Annotated in this window: 17 protein-coding genes, 1 tRNA gene, 1 pseudogene and 1 riboswitch; of the genes and pseudogenes, 6 read left to right on the top strand and 13 right to left on the bottom strand. The window is 48.6% G+C overall.

Annotation, left to right across the window (positions count from 1 at the left end):
* Positions 1–2: 2 nt before the first annotated feature.
* From TY03_RS08150 to TY03_RS08140, 3 genes are read right to left on the bottom strand one after another with little or no spacing between them, the layout of a single operon-like run.
* Positions 3–2384: a TonB-dependent receptor gene (locus tag TY03_RS08150; RefSeq protein ID WP_042368810.1), complete on the bottom strand. Its 2382-nt coding sequence runs from the start codon at positions 2382–2384 to the stop codon at positions 3–5.
* Positions 2385–2403: 19 nt separating this feature from the next.
* The gene (locus tag TY03_RS08145; RefSeq protein ID WP_042368808.1) at positions 2404–3318 is read right to left on the bottom strand and encodes a sirohydrochlorin cobaltochelatase; all 915 of its coding nucleotides are present in this window, start codon (positions 3316–3318) and stop codon (positions 2404–2406) included.
* A gap of 5 nt (positions 3319–3323) precedes the next feature.
* Entirely contained in the window at positions 3324–5378 is a 2055-nt protein-coding gene (locus tag TY03_RS08140) for a TonB-dependent receptor plug domain-containing protein (protein WP_042368807.1), read from the bottom strand.
* Between the two features lie 58 nt (positions 5379–5436).
* Positions 5437–5675, bottom strand: a riboswitch (cobalamin riboswitch).
* 66 nt (positions 5676–5741) lie between these two features.
* Between TY03_RS08140 and TY03_RS08135 the strand changes: the two are divergent.
* Positions 5742–7060: pseudogene (locus TY03_RS08135) on the top strand (cobyrinate a,c-diamide synthase).
* Between the two features lie 25 nt (positions 7061–7085).
* The gene (locus TY03_RS08130; RefSeq protein WP_042368805.1) at positions 7086–7655 is read left to right on the top strand and encodes a cob(I)yrinic acid a,c-diamide adenosyltransferase; all 570 of its coding nucleotides are present in this window, start codon (positions 7086–7088) and stop codon (positions 7653–7655) included.
* Positions 7656–7901: 246 nt separating this feature from the next.
* On the opposite strand, the gene TY03_RS08125 is transcribed toward TY03_RS08130, so the two are convergent.
* From TY03_RS08125 to TY03_RS08080, 10 genes are all read right to left on the bottom strand, one after another.
* Entirely contained in the window at positions 7902–8123 is a 222-nt protein-coding gene (locus tag TY03_RS08125) for an immunity 17 family protein (protein ID WP_042368803.1), read from the bottom strand.
* The gene (tsaE, locus tag TY03_RS08120) at positions 8120–8533 is read right to left on the bottom strand and encodes a tRNA (adenosine(37)-N6)-threonylcarbamoyltransferase complex ATPase subunit type 1 TsaE (RefSeq protein WP_042368801.1); all 414 of its coding nucleotides are present in this window, start codon (positions 8531–8533) and stop codon (positions 8120–8122) included. The genes TY03_RS08125 and tsaE overlap by 4 nt, the downstream gene beginning before the upstream one ends.
* A gap of 44 nt (positions 8534–8577) precedes the next feature.
* Positions 8578–9369 carry a metal ABC transporter permease gene (locus tag TY03_RS08115; protein ID WP_042368799.1) on the bottom strand — a complete coding sequence of 264 codons (792 nt, stop codon included), beginning with the start codon at positions 9367–9369 and terminating at the stop codon, positions 8578–8580.
* 21 nt (positions 9370–9390) lie between these two features.
* Positions 9391–9813, bottom strand: coding sequence for a hypothetical protein (locus tag TY03_RS08110; protein ID WP_042368797.1), 423 nt, complete (start codon positions 9811–9813; stop codon positions 9391–9393).
* Positions 9814–10090: 277 nt separating this feature from the next.
* The gene (locus tag TY03_RS08105; RefSeq protein ID WP_042368795.1) at positions 10091–10903 is read right to left on the bottom strand and encodes a hypothetical protein; all 813 of its coding nucleotides are present in this window, start codon (positions 10901–10903) and stop codon (positions 10091–10093) included.
* Positions 10904–11007: 104 nt separating this feature from the next.
* Entirely contained in the window at positions 11008–12246 is a 1239-nt protein-coding gene (locus tag TY03_RS08100) for a 3-phosphoshikimate 1-carboxyvinyltransferase (RefSeq protein ID WP_042368794.1), read from the bottom strand.
* 39 nt (positions 12247–12285) lie between these two features.
* A complete protein-coding gene (locus tag TY03_RS08095) occupies positions 12286–13056 on the bottom strand; it encodes an ion transporter (RefSeq protein ID WP_230201924.1) in 771 nt (256 codons plus the stop codon).
* Positions 13057–13299: 243 nt separating this feature from the next.
* Positions 13300–13373 (bottom strand) — tRNA-Pro (locus TY03_RS08090).
* Between the two features lie 98 nt (positions 13374–13471).
* On the bottom strand, positions 13472–14533 hold the full coding sequence (gene aroB, locus TY03_RS08085; RefSeq protein ID WP_042368792.1) for a 3-dehydroquinate synthase: 1062 nt from the start codon (positions 14531–14533) through the stop codon (positions 13472–13474).
* 134 nt (positions 14534–14667) lie between these two features.
* Positions 14668–15036 (bottom strand): helix-turn-helix domain-containing protein, encoded by a 369-nt coding sequence (locus tag TY03_RS08080; RefSeq protein ID WP_042368790.1) that lies wholly within the window; start codon positions 15034–15036, stop codon positions 14668–14670.
* Between the two features lie 522 nt (positions 15037–15558).
* Here TY03_RS08080 and TY03_RS08075 point away from each other — a divergent pair.
* From TY03_RS08075 to TY03_RS08060, 4 genes are all read left to right on the top strand, one after another.
* Positions 15559–18729 carry a hypothetical protein gene (locus tag TY03_RS08075; RefSeq protein WP_042368788.1) on the top strand — a complete coding sequence of 1057 codons (3171 nt, stop codon included), beginning with the start codon at positions 15559–15561 and terminating at the stop codon, positions 18727–18729.
* Between the two features lie 94 nt (positions 18730–18823).
* On the top strand, positions 18824–19294 hold the full coding sequence (locus TY03_RS08070) for a hypothetical protein (RefSeq protein WP_042368785.1): 471 nt from the start codon (positions 18824–18826) through the stop codon (positions 19292–19294).
* Positions 19295–19318: 24 nt separating this feature from the next.
* Positions 19319–20413: an OmpA family protein gene (locus tag TY03_RS08065; protein ID WP_042368783.1), complete on the top strand. Its 1095-nt coding sequence runs from the start codon at positions 19319–19321 to the stop codon at positions 20411–20413.
* Positions 20414–20784: 371 nt separating this feature from the next.
* Complete coding sequence (locus TY03_RS08060) at positions 20785–21072, top strand: hypothetical protein (RefSeq protein ID WP_042368781.1); 288 nt, start codon at positions 20785–20787, stop codon at positions 21070–21072.
* Positions 21073–21130: the final 58 nt, after the last annotated feature.

Here is a 21130-nt window from a genome sequence, read left to right as displayed (position 1 = left end):
TTCTATAATGTATAAGAGGCGGATAACATGAAGTTACGAGGCATGCTCGGTACCAACTGGTTGCCCAATGCCTGGTTGTAGTACTCCTTACCAAAGAGGTTGTTGATGTTCAGACCCAAGCGGATATTGTTCGGCAGGGTGTACGAGCAACCGATATCGGTGAGCCAATAGGCATCGAACTGGCTGCTGTTTCCTGTATTGCGGTATACCTTATCCTGATAGCTGGTATCCATGTTCACCCCGAAGCCTTTAAGCGCACCTTTCGATACGGTATAGGCACCGTAGGCATAGAAGGTATGTTTCGGAATCTGCGGATACTGTTTCCCCTTGTTCTGGTCGGAACTCATGTAGATGTTGCTCGCCATTTCGCGCACTTGTGCATCGGTATACCCGTATCCGGTAGTAAGCGAGAGGTTGGATAGTGGCCTCCACGTGATGTCCATATCGAAACCTCTGGAGTCCATCCGTCCCACCTGTCCCTGCACCTGCATGGGCAGGGGAACACCGTTCACGACGTCGCCCTTGCTCGCGAGCTTCTGCTTGATGTTATTCTTATTGATATAGAACAGGCTCATATTGGCCTGCAAGGTGGTACTGATTTCGTAGCGCGCACCTATTTCCAACTGAAAACCTTTCTCGGGCTTAAATACCTCTTTGCCGTTGACGGGGGTGAACGTGTTCCCGTTCTTGTCTACATAGATGGTGTTGGCGTCGTAGAGCGTAGTGATGGGTTTGAAGTACGTTCCGTACGAGCCGTACACCGAGAAATGCTCCGTGGGCAGATACACCAGTCCCGTGCGGAAAGTGAATGCGCCATTGGTGATGCGGTTGAACGCATCGTCGTTCGGTTCCTCATATTCCCGCTGGCCGTTGAGTGCGTTGGTATTGGCGGTTTTGTACCGGAAAAGATCGTAGCGTCCCGATAGCTGCATCTTGAGCTGATCGCTGAATTCGATGAGGTCTTGCAGGTAGAAGCCATGCATGAAGCGGCGCTGTACGGTTGCAAACCGGAAGGGTGCTTCCATCCAACCGATGCTGTGCGGGTTATACACCGATCCGTGTCCGGTAGTTCCCGGGCCGGTGGCACCTGTGCTTCCTTTGCCGTAAGCCATGTACGAGGTGCGCATCAGGGCAACAAGGGTGTAGCCGCCCAGGTAGTTGTGCTTCAGCCCACCGGTGTAGAAGTGGCCGCTCACTTCCAACTGGTTGTTCACTGTTTGGGCAATGTGCGAGAAACGCAGCGGATAACTGTAATAGATCGAATCGAGTGCGATGTATTTTTTCTGGTCGTTTCCTGCTTTGTCCTTGGTCATGTAGTAGTGTTTGTAGATAGGCTTGTCGCTGGTAAGATAGTCGAGCGATTCGGTTCCGAAGTAGTCGATGTCATCGTACGTGTACGAGAGCTTGTTCATCAGCTTAGCGGCGGAGCCGAACGTATGTTTGTACTGCGCCGAAGCGTTGAAGCCGCGGTTGTACATGAAGTCCGACTCGCTGTTGTAGCGCGCCGTGCGGTCGAGCCCCGGCAGTAGGTCGCCCTTACTGAGGTACTTGCTGTTATCGGCCGTGGCGAAGATATCGTTGGACATCGTGGCAGGCAACCCGATTTCGGTCGCATAGAAGTCGCGGTTGGTTCCGATGCGGATATCGATGGCATCCTTCTCGGTCAGTTGTCCGCCTACGGTGAGGTAGCCCGACAGGCGTTCGGTCGCGTTGCTTCTCCAGCCCTCTTGCCCCTGCCAGTTCACACTGGCGCGGTAGTTGAGCGGACCGATCAGCTTGCCGCCTGTAGCGAAGGTAGCCTGCTTGTGGTAAAAGCTACCGTAGGCTACCCGGGCGTACACACTCTGCCGGCTCTGTGGTGCCTTGCGGACGATGTTGAGCACACCGCCCACTGCCGACTGTCCGTAGAGAGCCGAGGCAGGACCCTTAAGCAGCTCGATACTTTCGACCGTAGAGAGGTCCATGAACGGATAGGAATTGTCGATGGCCGAGCGTTCGTCGCGCACACCGTCGACCATTATCACCGAGTTGTCGAAACCACGGATGGAGAACTGAGTAAACGCTCCGTACGACGTACGAAAACGCACCCCCGGCAGGAAGCGGGCAGCCTCCTGTATGTTGCGGATGTCGCGCTTCTCGAGCATGCCCGCACTGATGGAGTTGGTCGACATGGGTACGAACTTGGCGGGCACATCCAGCTTCAGTGCCTCCGTCCGGTTCTTCTGTCTGCTTTCGATGACGACCTCGTTGATGGCGAAAACGGTGTCTTGCAGGTTCGTGTATTTCTCTTTGCTCGAACGGTTTTGCGAACCGCTCTTATGCTGTGCCTGTACGGCATTCACTATCAGGCAGCCCAGTAATAGGCAGCTATATAGTCTTTTCATTTCTTTTTTTCTTTTGTGGTTAATCTTTATCGGTTGCGTATTTGGCTTTCTTTTCCATGATATCGACCATGCGATGTTTAAGGATGAAGCGGGCGTGGTCGATGAACAGCTCCTGAATTTCGGGCAGTTCGCCCAATCCCTGCATCCGTACGTTGACGGCGAAGCCCTCCTTCTCGAGTGCCTCGCGCCAGTCTACGGCGATATCGTTGCTCGCATGATCGCCCGCTACGAACATGAACGGAACGAGCGTCACCTCCTTCGCCTGCCCGGCTTTGAGCTGGGCAAGCATCGTTTCGAACGTGGGGTAGCCCTCGATCGTGCCTACGTGGAAATCGTTCCATCCGTGTGCCTTGAACATATAGTCGATGAGCGCGTACGAAGCCGTACTGGGCGTATACGTGCCGTGACCGACCAGCACCACGCTTCCCGTGGCAGGTTTCGTGGCGGCAAGAATGCCTACCACCGCTTCGGCATCGGCTACCGAATAGAGCAGCGGAGTGCCCACGCGCACCTCCTTGAACAGCCCCGCGAGCGAAGCCGCATCGCGGCGCAACGACTCCATTTCTACGCCTTCGATAATGTTGGTACTCTGTATCACCACGTGCGTATAGCCATCGGCATGGAGTTGCTTCAAGGCTTCGGCAGGGTTGGGCTTGTCGATGCCGCGTGCGCGCAGGCGGCGCATGATGATGCGCGAAGTGTACGCCTCGCGCAGTTCCAGTTCGGGAAACGCTTGTCGTGCCTTGGCGTTGATGGCGTCGATGGTGCGCGTGCGTGTTTCATCGTAGGTAGTTCCGAAGTGAACCATCAGCAGTGCCGCCTTGTCGCCGGGTTGCATACTAGCGAGCATATCCGAGGCGGTGAAGTTTCCCTCTTCTTGCGCTTGGCAGAAGAGGGAAACGGAGAAAAGTAAAGAGAGAATCATTTGTTTCATCGGTTTTATTTTTTGAAGCGTAGCAACAGACTGACATACACGGTGCGACCGGGATTCAGCGACGAGTAGTTGACTCCGTACGGACGGCGGTCTACTTTATTGAGAAGGTTGTCCACCCCGATGCCGGGCTCTATGGTGAAATGTTCGAACCCGTCGAAGCTGTGGCGCGTATTGAGGTTCCACAGGGCGAAACCGGGTGCCGACTCGTCCTCCCATTCGCCCTTGGTCAGCGTGAGGTGCGTGCGTTTGCTTTGTATGCGGCTGTTGAGATTTACATTCAAGCGGTAGTCTCCCCACGAACGTACGTAATTGGCGTTGACACTGCCCGAATGGCGCACGCTCAACTGAATCGGACGCCAGCCGGTCTCGATGTCTTTATTGCGCGCATAGGTGTAAACGTAGCTTCCACCGAGCGAAAATCCCGCGCCGAGGTTACTGTTGAGGTTTACCTCGAAGCCCTTGACCAGCGCGTCTTCGTCGTTGACGAAACGGGTCACGTTCTTCAGTTTGGCTACACCCTCCGGCGTGGCACCTTCGGCCATGAGAGCCAGCTTTTTGATCTCTTCCTGCTCCGCCGGGCTCATGTCTGCCAGCTTCACGGTACGGGCGTTGATCATATCGCGAATGCTGTTGATGTAGCCCGTCACGCCCACCGACAGCCATGCATTGGTGTATTCTACATTTACCGAACCGTAGTGGCTCTTCTCGGCGTGTAGGTTTGTGTTGCCGATACCGAGTGCAGCCGTTCCGCGGGTCGAGAGCGAGAGTTTGTAGAGCTCGTCGAGTGCCGGCGCGCGAAACCCTGCCGCATACTGCGCACGCAGGTTGAAGTGTCCGAGTCGGTACATAAGCGCAATTTTGGGCGTTACGTTGCTACCCGCATTCTCGTGATACGTATAGCGCAAACCGGCTACCACCCGAAGCTCTTTGAGTAGCGTCATCTCCTCCTGTGCATAAGCGGCGTAGGTCGAAACCGCCTTGTCGACGCCGAACGAGGCGCGTTCGAGCGACTCATTGACGTACTCCAAGCCGAGCACCGTACGCGCATTTTCGCCGGTGCGGATAAAACCCTTCAGGTTCGCCTGATAGTACCGCTGGCGTTTCACGCGCTCGCTGTCGCCCACCTTATTATTCTTCCCATCTACGGTATAATGATATTTGGTGTCGTAGTTATCATTCTTCAGATCAAGCTGAATGTAAGCTTTCTCGTTGAAACGGTACTTTGCACCCGCTCCCAGATTGTACGAATCATAACCCAAATCGTAATTATATACGGGTGTAGGGCGTTTTACCTTCCGGTCGAAGAATCCGCCCTCCACGTAGCCCGATATCTTATCGTTGGGTGTAAAGGTAAATTGCTGGTTGAGGATGTTCGAGTAGAAAGCGTTCGAGGCATTCTTCGTGGTAGCCTCGCCATTCTCCTCCACGCCGCTGAGTTGCCACCCATCCGCTTGCCGACGGGTGTAGGAGGTATGTGAGCCGAACTTGCTGGTCGACACATCGACCGTTGCCCCTTGGGTGAATTGTCCGTACTCCTCTACCCGCGTGTTGCTCGTTACGGTGAGCAGGTTGATGGGCGTGTCGGTAATAATGTTTATCACTCCTCCGATGGCATCGCTCCCGTAGAGTGCCGATCCGGCTCCCTTGAGCACCTCGATGCGCTTCACGTTGTTCATGTCGATGCGCGACAGGTCGATGTTATTGAGCGCATCGCCTATCAGTTTTTTTCCATTGATGAGAACGAGCACGTACTTGTTCGAAAGTCCGTTCATTATCAAGTACGAGCCCATGGCGGTGGTGGAGAAAGAGAGCGAGGGTACGAGCATCGTCATCGCCTGCTGAAAGTCTGTGATTCCCGCCTTCTTGATGTCGGCAGCCGTCACCACGTCTACCGGTGCGGGTGTGTTTTTCAGACGGTTGTGTGTGCCTGTGCCTGTAACTACTACCGGATTGAGCTCTACGCTCAACTCTTGGTTGCTCGGTTTGGCCGGTTCTTGCGCGAACGCAGCCGTTACTGTACATCCTGCCAACAGGACGACGAATAAGCATCTTTTCTTCATAGATGTTTTTTGGGTAAATGTGTTAATAAACGACCGTCCTGACCCCGGGAAGGTATGGTTATCTCTAATCTGCCTGGCAGGTTTCCTGACTTGGCTCGGCGAGAGAACAGCCTTCCCGTCTTTCCGCATCCGCGCAGACAGTGGCATGTAGTAGAATGGATCTCTCGTTTAGCTCTCCTATATAATAAAGTGGAGAGGAGCTTTACAGTAGCGGGCACTGTTCCGGATTCATCACCGGATTCCCTTTTATACCCTCCTCAGAAAGAGGAAAGTATCACCAAAGCGGTTGCAAAGATAAGGATTCTTTTGATATAATTAAATTTGATTGCCTATCTTTGTTCGCAGAAATAACAACGCATGCAGATGAAGACAGAGTTGCAGATACCACAGTTTCTCCTGGCCGCCCCCTCGTCGGGAAGTGGCAAAACCACCCTCTGCCGCGGGCTGATGGCGGCCTTGAGCCGAAAGGGATATAGGGTGCAGCCGTACAAATGCGGTCCCGATTATATCGATACGAAATTCCATACCGCCGTTTGCGGCCGTCCGTCGATAAATCTCGATACGTTCATGGCCACGCCCGGCCACGTACGTGCGCTCTACGCCCGGCATACGGAGGGAGCCGACGCTTGTGTGGTGGAGGGAATGATGGGGCTTTTCGACGGCTACGACCGCGACCGTGGCTCCTCGGCCGAGATCGCCGGGCTGCTCTCCCTGCCTACGGTGCTGGTGGTCGACGCCCGCTCTACGGCCTACTCGATGGCGGCGCTGCTCTACGGCTTCACCCGTTTCCGCCCGGAGGTGGAGGTGGTGGGGGTGATCTTTAACCGCGTCGGCTCGCCCCGCCACCGACAGATGCTCTTGCAGGTATGTACCGACCTCGATATCCGTTGCCTCGGATGCCTGCCCAAGGCGGATGAGCTGGCGCAAGAATCCCGTTACCTCGGGCTCGATTTCAGCCTGCCGCAGGAGTCGCTGCTTGCGCGTCTGGCCGAACTTATCGACGCGCATATCGACCTCGACCTGCTGCTCGAGCAGACGATGCGCCCACTGCCCCCGTCGGCCGACGCGTCCGCGACGGAACCTCCCCACGCGCCCCTTGCCATCAGCGTAGCACGCAACGAAGAGTCCTTCTGCTTCCTCTACGAAGAGCATCTGGAGATACTCCGGCGCATGGGCAGTGTATCGTTCTTCGACCCCGAGCGCGATGAGGCTTTGCCGCCCGGCACCGAACTGCTCTATCTGCCCGGCGGATACCCGGAGAAGCACCTCGATGCGCTTGCGGGCAATGTGTCGATGCTTGCCTCCGTACGCGCCTACGCCCGCTCGGGCGGACGGGTGCTGGCAGAGTGTGGCGGCATGATCTACCTCTCGCATGGCGTGGCGCACGAGCACGGCTTGCCCCCCTGTGCGACGTACTGCCTGTGACGATCGGCAGCGAGAAACCCCACCGCCGCCTGTCGCTCGGTTACCGTAGCTTCGAGTGGGGCGGACGGACGTTGCGCGGACACGAGTTTCACTATACGCAGATCGTTCCCGATGCAAGCGTTCCCTCCTCTGCCGCCACGCTGTATGATGCCCGTGGCGGACGGGTCGACACGCCTGTGTTCCGGCAGCAAAACGTCCTTGCAAGCTATACCCATCTTTATTGGGGCGAGACGGATGTGCTCGCGCTCTTTACTTAAATTCGAACCCTCTTAACCCCAACGTATGAAACGAATATACACCCGTACCGGCGACCGCGGAACCACCGGCATCCACGGAGGCAGCCGCGTCGAAAAAGACGATATCCGCATCGAAGCCAATGGCGTGATCGACGAACTGAACTCACTCCTCGGCATCGTCCGCTCCCTGCTTGCGCCCGAACACCTCTTCGACCCCACGCTCCGCACCATACAGATGGAGCTGATGGTGGTCATGAGCCGCGTAGCCACCCCGTGCGAACTGCGCCACCAGAACCCCAATGCCCTCATGCCCGAAGCCACCGCCTGGTGCGAACAGCAGATGGACGCGCTCACGGCGGAGCTGGCAGACAACGGTTATTTCATTCTACCCGGCGGCACGCCCGTATCGGCACAACTGCAATTTGCCCGCACCGTCGCCCGTCGCGCCGAGCGTAGGTTGTGGACGCTGCATCGGCAAGACGCGGTCGAGGAGGCCGTGCTTAGCTTCATCAACCGACTGTCCGATCTGCTTTTCGTCATGGCCCGTTGGGAGATGCAGCAGCATGCCCACAGCGAGGAGCGCTGGCAGGCATTTGCCTACAAACGGAAGCGGTAGAAATTACATACGTACCTAAAATAAATTACGCACGTATGTACGTTTGTCTACATACGTATGTAACACACCATTACATACGTATGTAGCCAAAATTATATACGTGCATAAAATAACTTACGTACGTATGTAGTTAAAACTACGCTTGTGAGCGGCTAAAACTGCTCTTGTGAGTAGTTGAATTTACGTTTGCTCTCAGTTAAAATCACCCTTGCGAGTAGTTGGATTTATAGCTTTGAGCAGTTAAACTTACGACTGTGCAAGCGTTTCGAGGAAGAAGTACACCGCCATCCCGATACACAGCGCACCCACCACGCCATAAAACCAGCGCGCTCGCGGGCGACCTACGCTGCGCACCACCGACTGTGCGTTGCGCGCACCGAAGAACCACTCCCAGTTAAACAGAGCCGCCAGCAGCGCCATCGCTCCACCGAGGGCGAAAATCGCCTGTACGATGTAGTGCGGCGTCATAACTTGATCAAGCGACTGCCATCCTCGCACTCCTCGATGCTTACCTTGACTACATCGCCCGGCAGCAACTCTTCGACCAACTCCGGCCACTCGATGAAGCAAAGTGCGCCCGAGAAGAAATAATCCTCGTAGCCCATGTCGTACACCTCGCTCAACTTCTTAATGCGGTAGAAGTCAAAGTGATAAATCAGCTCGCCACTCTCGTCGCTGCGGTACTCATTGACGATGGCAAACGTGGGCGACGTGATCACGTCCGTCACCCCTAGTTCCTCGCACAATGCCTTGACGAAGGTTGTTTTACCCGCGCCCATCTTGCCGTAGAGCGCAAAGACTGTATTATCGCCCATCGCCTCAACAAATTGTCGGGCGGCCTGCTGAATGTCGTTCAGCGATTCAATCTTAATTTCCATTTCTATCTATCTAAATAATGATTACATACGTTGTCGCCCTCCGCTCATCGCCTGATGATCTTGCACACGGCATAGATCAAAATCGAAAAGAAGATGATCGATGCGCCCGAGGGCACTTTCCAGTGATACGAGATAAAGAGCCCGCCCAGACATCCGATAAACCCAATGAGAATTGAGAGCCAGATGATCCGCTTGAAGTTATAGGTGAAAAGATTGGCGGTCATTTGCGGAATCGTCAGCAGCGAAATAGCCAGCACGATGCCCACCATGCGCAGGCACGCCACGATGGTGAGGGCGATGAAGAGCATCAGTACGTATTCGAACACCGCCACGGGCATACCTTGCGAGCGGGCAAACTCGCGGTCGAACGCCACATAAGTGATGGGGTGGAGGAAGAGGCTGAAAAACACGATCAGCCCCGCGGCCAGTATGCCGAGCATCAGCAGGTCGGTGCGGGTGATGGTGAGTATGTTGCCGAAGAGGTACGACGAGAGGTCGGGCGCGAAGCCGGGCGACATGAAGCTGAACATAATGCCCAGTGCCATGCCCAGCGTCCAGAACACGGCGATGGCAGAGTCCTCGCGCATATCCTTGCGCTTGCTGAGCCACTCCACCCCGAAGGCGGATAGCACGGCAAACACCGCCGCCCCGAGTATGGGCGACACGCCGGCAAAAACCCCCAGACCGATGCCGCCGAACGAGGCGTGCGTAATGCCTCCGCTGATAAAGACCAGCCGTCGCGTCACTATATAGGTGCCGATGATGCCACAGGCTACACTTGCCAAAAGGCTGCCCAGAAGTGCATGCTGAAAGAAGGTATATTGGAGTAAGTCCATAAGGGCGATTGGGTTAAAGGGTTAGGGGTGTATGCGGCGCTCGGTGATGATGAGAAATACCTCGTCTTTGACCGCATCGGGCAGCGCGATGCCGCGAAGCTGAAGGCTGCGTACCCATCCCGCCACATCGGTGTCTTGCATCGTATAGAGGATCTCGCGGAAGAGTTCGACCTCGGGTCCGGTATACGCCTCGGGTGCGCGGCCGATGAAACGGTCGAGCTCCTCGTCGTCGTAATACTCAATGCGCTTGCTCACGGCGGCGAGCAAACTGTCTTTCTCGCAGACCTCGTGCTGTCCGCAACAGGCTTCATCGACCGTTGTTACTTCCGGAAAATCTTGTAGCTCTCCGCTCTCTATCTTTTGTTTCAGTCTCCGGTTGCGGATGATACCGGCTGTCATCGCTATCATGGCCAGACAGAGGAGGCTGACGATCAGTACCCACATACGCTGCTCTTTGTTAATCTATTGCACAAAGGTAGCGATTAATTTGAATTTTGCCGAAAAGAAGCGGCGTATTTTGCCGAAAAGAAAGGGGAGTGAGGTGGGGTGGCGGTGCTGTTTCGAGCGACTGCAGGTGTTTTTTTGAACGGTTGGTGGTTTCGTTTCGATAGGCTGGTGGTCTTGCTTCGATAGGTTGGTGGTGCTGTTTCCTCGGTTGCCGATGTTATTTCCTCGGCCGCCAATGTTGTTTTGAAAGGCGGCCGTGGAGATGGGTGCGCTTTTAGAACGTCCAGCCCAAGCGCAGAACGGGTTCGATGTAGAATCCTAGATTTAGGTTATGCACATCGTCGTTCGTCTCGAAGTCGTTGACATCGTTCTCGTCTATGAAGGTTACTCTGCATTTCATCTTGCTGAGTTTCTGGTTGCTGAGTCCCAGTCCCAACTCTGTGCCGAGGTAAAGCCCCTTGTATACGTAGAAGTCCAGCCCGGTGAATAGGGCTGCTTTGACCTGCCAATATGCCCGGTCGTCTACATTATCGAGCGGATTCGAGCTGAACCCTGCTTCGGGACGCAGTTGAATAAAGGATCCGTTGCTGATTTCTTCCTGTCTCCTCATCGTGATGCTCGTTATCCACTTGTCCCCCTCTTGATCGTGACGCGCTCCGGTTATGCTCCTTGTGATGGAGGCAAAATGTCTGTTGAAACCTGCACTCGCACCCACGTAGGCGCTCAATCTCTTGGCGATGCTGAAGTGGCGTTCGTAGCCGAGATTTAATTCGAAATTGCCCGAAGTCGATTCGTACTTGCTGTCTAGGCTGTAATAGGAGTTGCTCGGGAAGTCGTCGTTTCTGTCGTCTTCGGAGGACGAGAAGTCCTTGTTGTTCAGGCCGAATCCTATCTTGATACGAACGGCGTCACGGTCTGTGAGGAAGTAGCGAACCTTAGCTCCGTCGAGCTTAAAGGTCTTTCCGTCTTGATCGAACGGATTGAACTGAACTTCGGTTCCAATCGAACCTTTCTTGGGTTGATACTGTGCGAAAGAGTATGGGACTGCCAACAGGGCAGCCGCAAAGAAAAGTAATGTTTTCTTCATCCTGTTGTGTTTTTATAGATTATACCTTCGTATGGTCAGGCGGGTGCAAATATAAGGTTTATTTGGTAGACATAGTCGTTTTTGATCGAATAAAGGTTTCTTTCTCAGTCCTCTGCCTCCGTCTCTATGTCGAATCCGGCTTTCGCTAAGTCGCTCCAATAGCGGGGGTACGACTTGCTCACCACCTGCGGCTCTGCAATGCGCATGTCTGGGATGCAGAGGGCGGCAGGGGCAAAGGCCATGGCCATGCGGTGGTCTTCGTAGGTTTGTATCACCGGTGTGGCTTCGGCCGGGCAGCGTTCGCCATCCCAGCTAAGTACGCTGTCATTCTCGTCGGCAAGCACGTAGCCCAGCTTGCGTAGCTCGGTTATCAGGGCGCAGATACGGTCTGTCTCTTTGATCTTAAGGCTTTGCAAACCGGTGAATCGGAAGGGGATGTTGAGCAGTACGCAAGTCACAACGAAGGTTTGTGCCAGATCGGGGATGTCGACAAAATCCTCATCAAGCCTTTCGGGACGTGCGGCAGTTTTTCGTAAGAGTACACCCTCGGGCGTGAACTCGGTTGCTACGCCCAGCAGGGCAAATATCTCGGCACCGCGACTGTCGCCTTGATAGCTCTTTTCGAACAATCCCTGCAGCCTGATTTCGGCATCGGATGCCAAGGCTGCTATCTGATACCAATAAGACGCACCGCTCCAATCGCTTTCGACGGTAAAGGAAATGTTACGATAGGGGTGTGGCTCGACGCAGATGCTGTGTTCGCTCGTCCACCGTGCCGATGCGCCGAACTCCTGCATCAGCTGCAATGTCAGGTTGATATAAGGCTGTGAGATAATATCTCCGCTTAAATCCAGTTTCAGGCCGTGTTCCAGCATCGGTCCTATCATTAACAGTGCCGAGATGTATTGCGAGCTGACACTGCCTTGGAGCGTGATGTGGTTTCCGCTGAGTGTTGTCCCGTTGATGCGTAGTGGTGGATATCCTTCGTTGGAAGCGTATTCGATGTGTGCACCCAGCTGACGCAGGGCATCAACCAGTAGGCGGATGGGGCGTTGCTGCATGCGTTGCGTTCCGGTTAGGAGGCGGATACCCGGAGTAACACTCAGATAGGCGGTGAGAAAGCGCATGGCCGTTCCCGCTGCAAGTATGTCGATCACTTCGTGCGGCTGTCCATCAAGTGCCCGAATCATCACTTGTGTGTCGTCACAATCGGATAGATTGGTCAGTTTGCCTTCGCCCTGAGCCAATGCGTGCAGAATAAGCGCGCGGTTGCTGATGCTTTTCGATGCTGGTAGCTCAATGACGGCCTTCACCTGCGAGGGTGCTGAGAGTTTGTAGCGCATAAATGTCTGATTAGTTGTTTTGTGCTGCAAAAATAAGAATTATTTTTTGTTTTTTCGCTGCATTGCCGTCATAAAGGCCGAACTGATGATACCCGTAGGCAGGGCAATCATGGCGATGCCCACCAAGCTGATGAAGCTACTTAATATTCTACCCAGCGGGGTGATGGGATAAATGTCGCCATAACCTACGGTAGTAAACGATACAATCGACCACCACAACCCGTCGCCAATGTTCGAGAATGCCTCCGGCTGTGCACTGCGTTCGATGTAGTACATTAGAATGGCAGAGAAACAGACCAGAATACCACAGGCGGTATAGGCTGTTATCAGTTCATCGCGCACCTCGTGCAGCACATGACCGATGAGGCGGAATGACTTGGAGTAGCGAATTAGTTTGAAAACAATGAATATGTAGGGCAGGATGATGAGATGCACCACTTCGGTGTCCCACAGTAGGTAGATCATCAGAAAGGGGAGAATGGCGACAAAATCGACCAGTCCATAAAAAGAGAATAAGTAGCGGAATCTTGCTTTGTAAGCCTTTTGATTAGGATAATTCGCCGGTGCAGCAAGGATACGTAATAGGTATTCTATAGTAAAGATGATCGAAGCCAGATGGGTAAAGGCAAATAACCATATTGCGTATGGTTTGGCAAAACTGAATGACGATAAGATGACCGAGCAGATAGCTCCCAAAATAAAGAAAATGACAGTATACTGAAAGGCACTACTCATCAATGAGCGGCGAATAATTTGATAGGACTTGATGTGACGCACCATCTTTTGGGTCTCTTCTTTTAATTTCTGCATAGTTTTTGGTTGATATTATGACCTATTTGTAGGCATTCGGGTTGCAAAGATACATTATTCAACGTTTTTTTTCTGCATTTGTTTCGTATTTCAACGCATTTGCAGGTGTTGTGAGAGGTGCAATGATTGTTTTTGATCAGCGTAAGAGTTTGAAGAACTTCTATAATTATGACTATAGGTAAGATAGGTTATCTTAACTAAAAAAGGTTAGTAATCTAATGATTACTAACCTTTTCCAATTCGTCGGGGCAACAAGATTCGAACTTGCGACCACACGCCCCCCAGACGCGTACTCTACCGGGCTGAGCTATACCCCGAATTGCGGATGCAAAAGTACCGTTTTATTTTGAATTAACAAATAGTTCGATGTTTTTTTTGCAATTATTTAGGCTAAAATGTAATTGGCGAGGTAAAATTAGCTTCCCATACATTCCCGATAGAAGTCGAACATCTCAAAGATCGTCTCCTTATCGGCTGTTTGGTTAATTCGGATATCTCCTATATCTTTAAGCAAAGTGAAGTTGATGACTCCTGCCGAATTCTTCTTGTCGTGTTGCATGAATTCGTAAAGGCGGTCGTATTGCTTGCAGTCAAAGGCAAAGGTTCCATAGTTCTCCTTGATGAACTGAATGGTTTGGCGCATCTTCTCTTTGGGAAATCCGGTTTTGATGTGTGATAGATAGAGTTCACAAACAATCCCCCAAGCTACTGCATATCCGTGTAATAAGGGGCGATCTTCGGCAAGTGCCAGGCTTTCGATGGCGTGACCCGCTGTATGTCCCAGGTTGAGCGCTTTGCGGATACCATGTTCGAAGGGGTCTTGTGCTACAATCTCCTCTTTAATCTGTACTGAATGCCCCACTAGTTGTTTCAGTTCTTCATAATCAATATGGAGGGTGTCGAAACGCAATAGTTCGGCCCAGTGTGCCGTATTACTGATGAGTCCATGCTTTAGCATCTCTGCGTAGCCCGAAAAAAAGTTTTCATCGTTTAAGCTACGTAGGAATTCGGTTTCAATCAACACACTGGCAGCAGGGGCAAAGACTCCTACCTCGTTTTTAAGACCATTGAAGTTGATTCCGGTTTTACCACCCACCGAAGCGTCGACCATTGAAAGTAAGGTGGTAGGTATGTTGATATAAGCAATGCCTCTCTTGAATGTAGCTGCTGCAAAACCTCCTAGGTCAGTGATCATGCCGCCTCCCAGGTTGATGAGTAATGAGTGGCGTGTGGCTCCCTGTGTACTTAATACCTGCCATACGGCAGCAAGACTTTCGAGTGTTTTGTGTACATCGCCTGCACCGATGGCTATTTCGATGGCGTTGTTGAGGTAGCTTACTTTGCGCATGGCAGGCATGCACAAGCGATGGGTGTGCTCATCGGTAAGGATGAATAGCTTGTCGTGAGGGCACTTTTCAACAGCCAGTGCCAGACTTGTTTCCAGTTTTTCGCAGAGAATGACTACTTGTTTATTCATGCTTCTTTTTATTCGTATTACGAGGTGGCAAATGTAGATAAAAAAGTTGGATTAATAAATCGATTCTTCGAAGAGTAATCAAGGCAAGAATTTTGTTGCACACACCGTCAATTAAATGTTTTGTTCGATTTCGTTTATTTATACAATCCTTTTTCTCTCATTTCAAATTTTATTTTCCATTCCATTTTCTCCTCAATGAGCGCTTCTATTCTCAAATCTTTTTCTTTTAAGTATTGAATCAATTCATGTATAGATGGATTTTGTTCTGTTTGAGTCGTATATTCTCTTTTTACCATCTCTCCTTTGCCTGTTATCAGCCATTCTGCACTAACCCAATTAAATGTTTGAAGTATTTTATCCAGTATGTCAAATCCGGGCTTATTTCTTCTCTGCACTACTATCCCTCTAATAGTTTGATCGACAACCCCTATTTTTTTTGCAAATGACGATACATTCATTCCTTCGTACGTAATTATTTCCTGTAGTCTATCAATAATATCCATTGTTAATTTATAAAATAATCAATTAAATACTTTGTGATATCAAATAAATGATTGATATTTGTACCGTGTTTCGGCTATATTATTGCTAAATTACTAAAAAAGAATGATTCATTCTAGATAATACATTTTTTAATGAATTGTATACTAGTTGATTAAATAGTGTATAAGTTGTATATAGTAGTCAAACAAGTCTTTTTATGAATAATATATTCTTAGATAATTGTGACGGATCATTATGTATTGATTTAACAAATTGAGGAGCTGATGAGACCTTTTTTTATATTCGTTGAGAGGAAGTGTGTTTCTGCCGTTGCGTAGAAAATAAGCCTTGACAATATAGGAAAATAATAACAGATAATTTGATAAAGCTATAAGTGAAGGTTGCGAATGAGGTTGGGATGGGCTGTGTATAGTCATTTACAAGCTTTTGTTTGAGTATTATTGGGGAAGGTTAAAATTGACCCTATTGAAAATAGAAGATAATATTTTAGTTTTTTTAATTTATAAATTAATTTTTTTATTATGAACAAAAGATTTCTAAGTGTAGCCCTGTTCGGAGCACTCATGCTGGCTTCTACAGGCACTTTCACTTCTTGTAAAGACTACGATGACGACATCAACGGTCTGCAAGAACAAGTTGATGCCAATAAAAAAACATTGGATGAAAAACTTACCGCTTTGCAAACTGCTATGGATAAAGCTAGTGCAGATGTAACTGCCGCTAAGGCTGCCGCTGCCGCTGCTCAAGCTGCTGCAGATAAAGCCCAAGCTACCGGTGATGCTGCTGCCAAAGCAGCTGCTGCTGCCGATCAAGCTGCCGCTGCTGCTAAAGCTGCTGCTGCTCAAGCAAAGGTAGATGCTATTGCAGAAGCAACAAAGCTAGTAAATGACTTGAAAGCTATCGTTGATACAAAAGTAGATCAGTCTGTTTATGATGCCAAAATGAAAGTAATCGATGCTCACTTAGCTGTTATCGATGGTCGTTTGGATAGTTTAGAAGCTGCTGATATCGCTATTAAACAGCAAATTGCCGCATTAGAGGCATTTAAGGCAAGCATTGATGCACTAAATCTGACAACTGCTTTCCCTGCATTGCAAGCACAGGTAACTACGCTTGTTGCAGATCTGCAAGCACTGTCTGATCAAGTATCTCAGAATGCAACAGATATCACTACGTTGAAAGCCGATTTGTTAGCGCTTTCTAATAGAATAGATACTATTGAAGAAAATGTAACAACTATTGGAAATAGCTTGAATACATTGATTTCACTGTTGTCTCACCGTTTAACCGATTTGACTTTTGCTCCGACAGAATTCATCAACGGTATCGAAGTTATTAACTTCACTACATTGCAGTATACAGCTTGGACCAACCTGTTAGCTGATGAGTCGGATGGATCAACAACAACGTCTATTAACGATGGAAAAACAACTGCTACTTACTACGCCAGCCCAAGCAGCGTGAAGAAAGCAGACATCAAGACATTGTCTATCTTGGCTCAAGATGCTACTAATACAACCAGAGCTGCTGGCGAAGACCTGATCAGCGTTGCGCTTAATGAGGAAATCGTGAATGGTAAGATGGTGGTAAACTTGAAGAAGAATACTACTGATTCATTTGCCGGAACAACAACAACAAATCCAGCAGGTAATACAGTAGAAAAGTTTATTTTGGTTGCTTTAAAGGCTGAAATTGAATTGACAGCTGATGAAATTAAGAACGGTATGAAACCGGTTGTCACTTCAGATTGGGCTCGTTTGGCCGAAACTGCTGCAACTCCTTATATTCATAATAAGACTGTTGCAACTGATCCGTCAGTACCAACGAGATCAATTGCCGATGATGCTCATTTCTATGCATATACTACCATTCATGATAATAATGACGTTTGTACTACAGCCGGACAATATATCATCAAGAGCATTCCATATACTGAAAGCCTTGACTTGAATACTTTGGTAGATGTATGTGATAAAGCTAATCACCGTTATTCTATTAGTGACTACAATTTAGCATTTGAATTTGCTTTGGTAAGCTATAACTTGAAAGCTAACGGCGAAGAAAAGCAAGATCAAAAATTGTTTGCACGCATTGACGACAAGGGTGTTATGACATCACAAGCTCGTAATGGTGCTGTAAACAACCGCGATGCTATAGGTCGTGAGCCATTGGTACAGGTTGTGTTGAGAGACAAAGGCAATAACCAAGTGGTAGACGTTCGCTACTTCAAGATTCAATGGACAGCTAAAAAAGAGAATACTGACTTAGGTAACTTAGGAAACTTTACAGGTGTATTCGATGCTACTAAGTGTAATACTGCATACGTAAACACCGTTGGTGAAGTAGGTATGAATAGTGTATATACTAAATTGAACATTGCAAAAGATGTATTCCACCAGCTTTATGAGTTAGACGATGTGGTATATGCTACGGCTGCTGATGCTGTTGCAGGTACTCCTGCTTCGACTAATCTTGGTTCAATTGCTGAAATTACAGCTCCCGGTTCAACTATGACTTATAACTTGAATTGGACATTGCCGATTGCAGACTGTGTGATTACTCCTGACGAATATGCTGCCGGAAAAGCTATCAGAACTGTTTACGGACGTTATATCAACAAAGTTAGCAGTGAGTTGACTTGTACATTCGAGTTGAAATTAGAGCTGACTATTGCTCAAATGGCATTTATCGCCGGTTATCAACAATCTTACTGGAAAGAAGGCGATGTATTGTCTAATACCAATAAGGATAAGACTTTCTTGGTAAATCCTGCTTTGACTTCAGACCTTACTTATGGTATTGCTCAGTTCTTCGATTGTCAGATTATTGCAAGTATGTTGAAAGCTTACAACATCAACAACGTAACAATCGACGAGCCGAAAGATTTGGTTTCAAATGCTCAAAATGCGAAGTTTGTATTTGATACTAATCGCTTAAGCGTATTGGGTACAGGTTGGTCAGTAGATTTTAATGGATGTCATCTGTCTAAAAATGGTGTGCCAGCTGCTTACATTGAACTGGGAACCGGATTTATCCGTCTGCAAGAGAATCCTCTTCCAACATTGAGCACTCACGGTACTCCGACTTCTGCCGCTAAAGAATTGCTTGGCAAGTCTGTTCCTGTGAAATTGGTTGCAACTTATTGCAACGGTGCTGATGGTTCATTGACTGCAGAACTTGACCACTTCATGGTTAAATTCATCAATCCGTTGGAAATTGCTTTGGCAGATGTAACTGATTCGTTCAAAGACTTGATCACTGACGGATCTATAATCAGCATCAGCAACATTGCTACAATCAAAGAAACATTCGGTTTGAAACGTACAGTTTGGGAAAATGGTGCCGTAGCTAATGCAACATTAGGTCAATGGTATGACGTTAAGAATGTTACTTGGAATTTGGATGAGGCTAAAACTAACTTGAAGAAGGATGGCAATAACATCATCATTACTAACGATCCGTTGGCTAGCAACTGGAGTGAGTTTAGCGGTGATTATATATTGACTGCTTCTCCCGATATGGTTAACGCTACCACATTGAAGTTCGAGAACAATAGTGGTGCTGCGCTGCAACAACCTATTAAGATCGCCGTTCCTGTATATGCAACTACGAAATGGGCTCCTAAGTTGATCGATGCAGACAACCAATATGTAATATTGACTGTAAATCCAGGAACTACTAACAGAAGATAATTAATCTTTGTTTAATTAAAACTTAGGTATATAATAGAAAGGTGTTCTCCACAAAAGATGAGAACACCTTTCTTGTAACTAACTTACCGATAAGATGAAACAAAAAATGAAATATGTAGGGTTTCTGTTTCTGCTGTGTGTAGCCATTACCTCGTGCAACAACGCCGGGAAAAAGCAAGAAGCACAACAAGTAGAAATAACTCCAATCTTTAGTGAAGAAGATACGGCGGAAGTGGTAAGGCTCACTACCGAGTACCTGGATCATTTACAGAAGAAGGAGTTCGATCTGGCTTTGCAGATGTTGAATCATATGCAAAATGATAGTGTGAAAGCGCTCTCGGAACAAGAACAAGAAGATTTAAAGCAACAGTACCACACCTTTCCTGTGCTCTCCTATAAAATAGAAGGAATTACGCTCAATGACGAACGCAATACGGAGGTGGCATACAGTGTTGAGTTCTTCAAAAAGCAAGCGGGACAGGAAGATTTTCCCAATACCATGAGCTTTCGCTTAAATCCACAAAAGATAAATGGTACCTGGTACCTGGGCGTACTAAATAGATAAAGGAAACTTGAATTTCTTAATTTTATGAATATGAAAAAACAACTATTGTTAGCGCTGCTTATCGCAGGAAGCGTAGCATCGTTTGCTCAAGAACAACGAGTAAAGATTGAAAGTAAAGTGATTTTCAAACCTCATTGGTTTATGCAGGTACAAGCCGGTGCGGCTCACACCCTTGGCGAAGCTGATTTCTCCGACCTTATATCTCCGGCAGCAGCAATCAATGTAGGGTATAAGTTTGCACCCATCTTTGGTGTACGCATCGGAGCAAGTGGTTGGCAAGCCAAAGGGGGATGGGTGACACCTCAACAGACCTATGCTTTCAACTACCTGCAAGGGAATGCCGATTTAATGGTCGATCTAAGTACATTGTTCTGCAAGTTCAATCCTAACAGAATATTCAATGCTTATCTTTTCGGTGGTGTAGGGTTCAATCATGCATTCAGTAACGATAAAGCCAATTCGCTGGATACCAATATGTACCAAATGGAGTATCTGTGGAAAGACAGTAAAAACTCTATTGCCGGACGCTTCGGATTGGGATGCGATCTGCGATTAAACGACCGCTTGGCTATCAACATCGAAGGAAACGCCAATGCATTATCCGATAAATTCAATTCAAAGAAAGCCGGAAACTGCGACTGGCAGTTCAATGCTTTAGTCGGATTGAGTATTAAGCTAGGCAAAAGCTATACCCAAACAGCTCCTGTCTATTATGAAGCAGAACCGGTGGCTCCTCAGCCCGTACAGCCTCAATCGGTAGTGGAACAGCCAACACCCAAAGAGGTAGTAGCTGTGGTAGAGCCCATGAAGCAAAATGTTTTCTTTGCACTGAATTCGGCACGTATCCAAGACGATCAGTTAGCCAAGATTAACAGCTTGGTCGATTACCTAAAGCAATATCCAAATGCGAAGGTAGATATAACCGGATATGCTGATAAAGGTACCGGCACTGCAAAAATTAACATGAAGCTTTCGCAAGCTCGTGCCAATAATGTTGCCGAAGCATTGGTTTCGAAAGGTATTTCTACCGATCGAATCACTATTGGTGCCAAAGGAGATACCGTACAGCCTTTCGCCTCTCCGGAGGAGGATCGGGCCTGCATTTGTATTGCTGAATGATTTTTAGAACTATGCTGAACGATTCGTTTTAACATTGATCCCAGAATAGTAGGTTTATATGTTTTGTAATTTTTTTGGAAATGGAAGGTGTGCCTTTGGTAATAAGGCATACCTTGCATTTATCGTTCTCCGTAGCTCTGTGATTTGTCTTTTACGTTTTCTTAACTTGCGTGTTTAACCCTTTTGTTATATATTGCGAATCTGTTTTTATTAAATCAGACTGATACATTTCGTTTTAGTTTGGTCACTTCAAAGAAAATGACTATCGGGTTGATACGGAAATTTCAATAGAAAAAGATTTTAGCTATTTTTAAACAGGCTAAGTACTCCCATAGCCAAAAGAATTTTATTCATGCCTTAAAATATACTCTATGATGCAACAATCTGTTAACCGTTCGCATAGCTGGGCGGATGAAGAACTCTGTAACTTGAATCGCAGGGCGAAGTTGATTTTACTTCTTTCGCTCTTTACTTTGCTTGTTAGCTTATTCCTTTTCTGTTTTGTTTCCTTTGCTTATCGAATAGGAGCCGAAGAGGGAGATTACAAAGCAAGAATGGAGCTAATAGAGCAACTCGGGCTTCAATCGAATGATAGTCTTTACCAGTTAATCATTACGAGAGAAAGCGATGTGCCGTTGATTGACAGAAAGAAAAACTGACGCATACAGCGAGCGATTCTCATCATCAACAAACGTTATTTTAATGAGAAAGATATTT

Origin of the sequence: Bacteroides neonati (assembly GCF_000499785.1) — a bacterium.
Classification (GTDB): Bacteria; Bacteroidota; Bacteroidia; order Bacteroidales; family Bacteroidaceae; genus Bacteroides; species Bacteroides neonati.
Note: the sequence above shows the minus strand (reverse complement) of the source record. Positions and strands in the feature narration are given on the sequence as shown.

Bases quoted from the DNA above. Each gene is read 5' to 3' on its own strand.
- TY03_RS08145 (WP_042368808.1), bottom strand. From the start codon at position 3,318: ATGAAACAAATGATTCTCTCTTTACTTTTCTCCGTTTCCCTCTTCTGC.
- TY03_RS08150 (WP_042368810.1), bottom strand. From the start codon at position 2,384: ATGAAAAGACTATATAGCTGCCTATTACTGGGCTGCCTGATAGTGAAT.
- TY03_RS08070 (WP_042368785.1), top strand. From the start codon at position 18,824: ATGAAACAAAAAATGAAATATGTAGGGTTTCTGTTTCTGCTGTGTGTA.
- TY03_RS08080 (WP_042368790.1), bottom strand. From the start codon at position 15,036: ATGGATATTATTGATAGACTACAGGAAATAATTACGTACGAAGGAATG.
- TY03_RS08100 (WP_042368794.1), bottom strand. From the start codon at position 12,246: ATGCGCTACAAACTCTCAGCACCCTCGCAGGTGAAGGCCGTCATTGAG.
- TY03_RS08060 (WP_042368781.1), top strand. From the start codon at position 20,785: ATGATGCAACAATCTGTTAACCGTTCGCATAGCTGGGCGGATGAAGAA.
- TY03_RS08115 (WP_042368799.1), bottom strand. From the start codon at position 9,369: ATGGACTTACTCCAATATACCTTCTTTCAGCATGCACTTCTGGGCAGC.
- TY03_RS08125 (WP_042368803.1), bottom strand. From the start codon at position 8,123: ATGACGCCGCACTACATCGTACAGGCGATTTTCGCCCTCGGTGGAGCG.
- tsaE (WP_042368801.1), bottom strand. From the start codon at position 8,533: ATGGAAATTAAGATTGAATCGCTGAACGACATTCAGCAGGCCGCCCGA.
- aroB (WP_042368792.1), bottom strand. From the start codon at position 14,533: ATGAATAAACAAGTAGTCATTCTCTGCGAAAAACTGGAAACAAGTCTG.
- TY03_RS08095 (WP_230201924.1), bottom strand. From the start codon at position 13,056: ATGCAGAAATTAAAAGAAGAGACCCAAAAGATGGTGCGTCACATCAAG.
- TY03_RS08075 (WP_042368788.1), top strand. From the start codon at position 15,559: ATGAACAAAAGATTTCTAAGTGTAGCCCTGTTCGGAGCACTCATGCTG.
- TY03_RS08065 (WP_042368783.1), top strand. From the start codon at position 19,319: ATGAATATGAAAAAACAACTATTGTTAGCGCTGCTTATCGCAGGAAGC.
- TY03_RS08110 (WP_042368797.1), bottom strand. From the start codon at position 9,813: ATGTGGGTACTGATCGTCAGCCTCCTCTGTCTGGCCATGATAGCGATG.
- TY03_RS08130 (WP_042368805.1), top strand. From the start codon at position 7,086: ATGAAACGAATATACACCCGTACCGGCGACCGCGGAACCACCGGCATC.
- TY03_RS08105 (WP_042368795.1), bottom strand. From the start codon at position 10,903: ATGAAGAAAACATTACTTTTCTTTGCGGCTGCCCTGTTGGCAGTCCCA.
- TY03_RS08140 (WP_042368807.1), bottom strand. From the start codon at position 5,378: ATGAAGAAAAGATGCTTATTCGTCGTCCTGTTGGCAGGATGTACAGTA.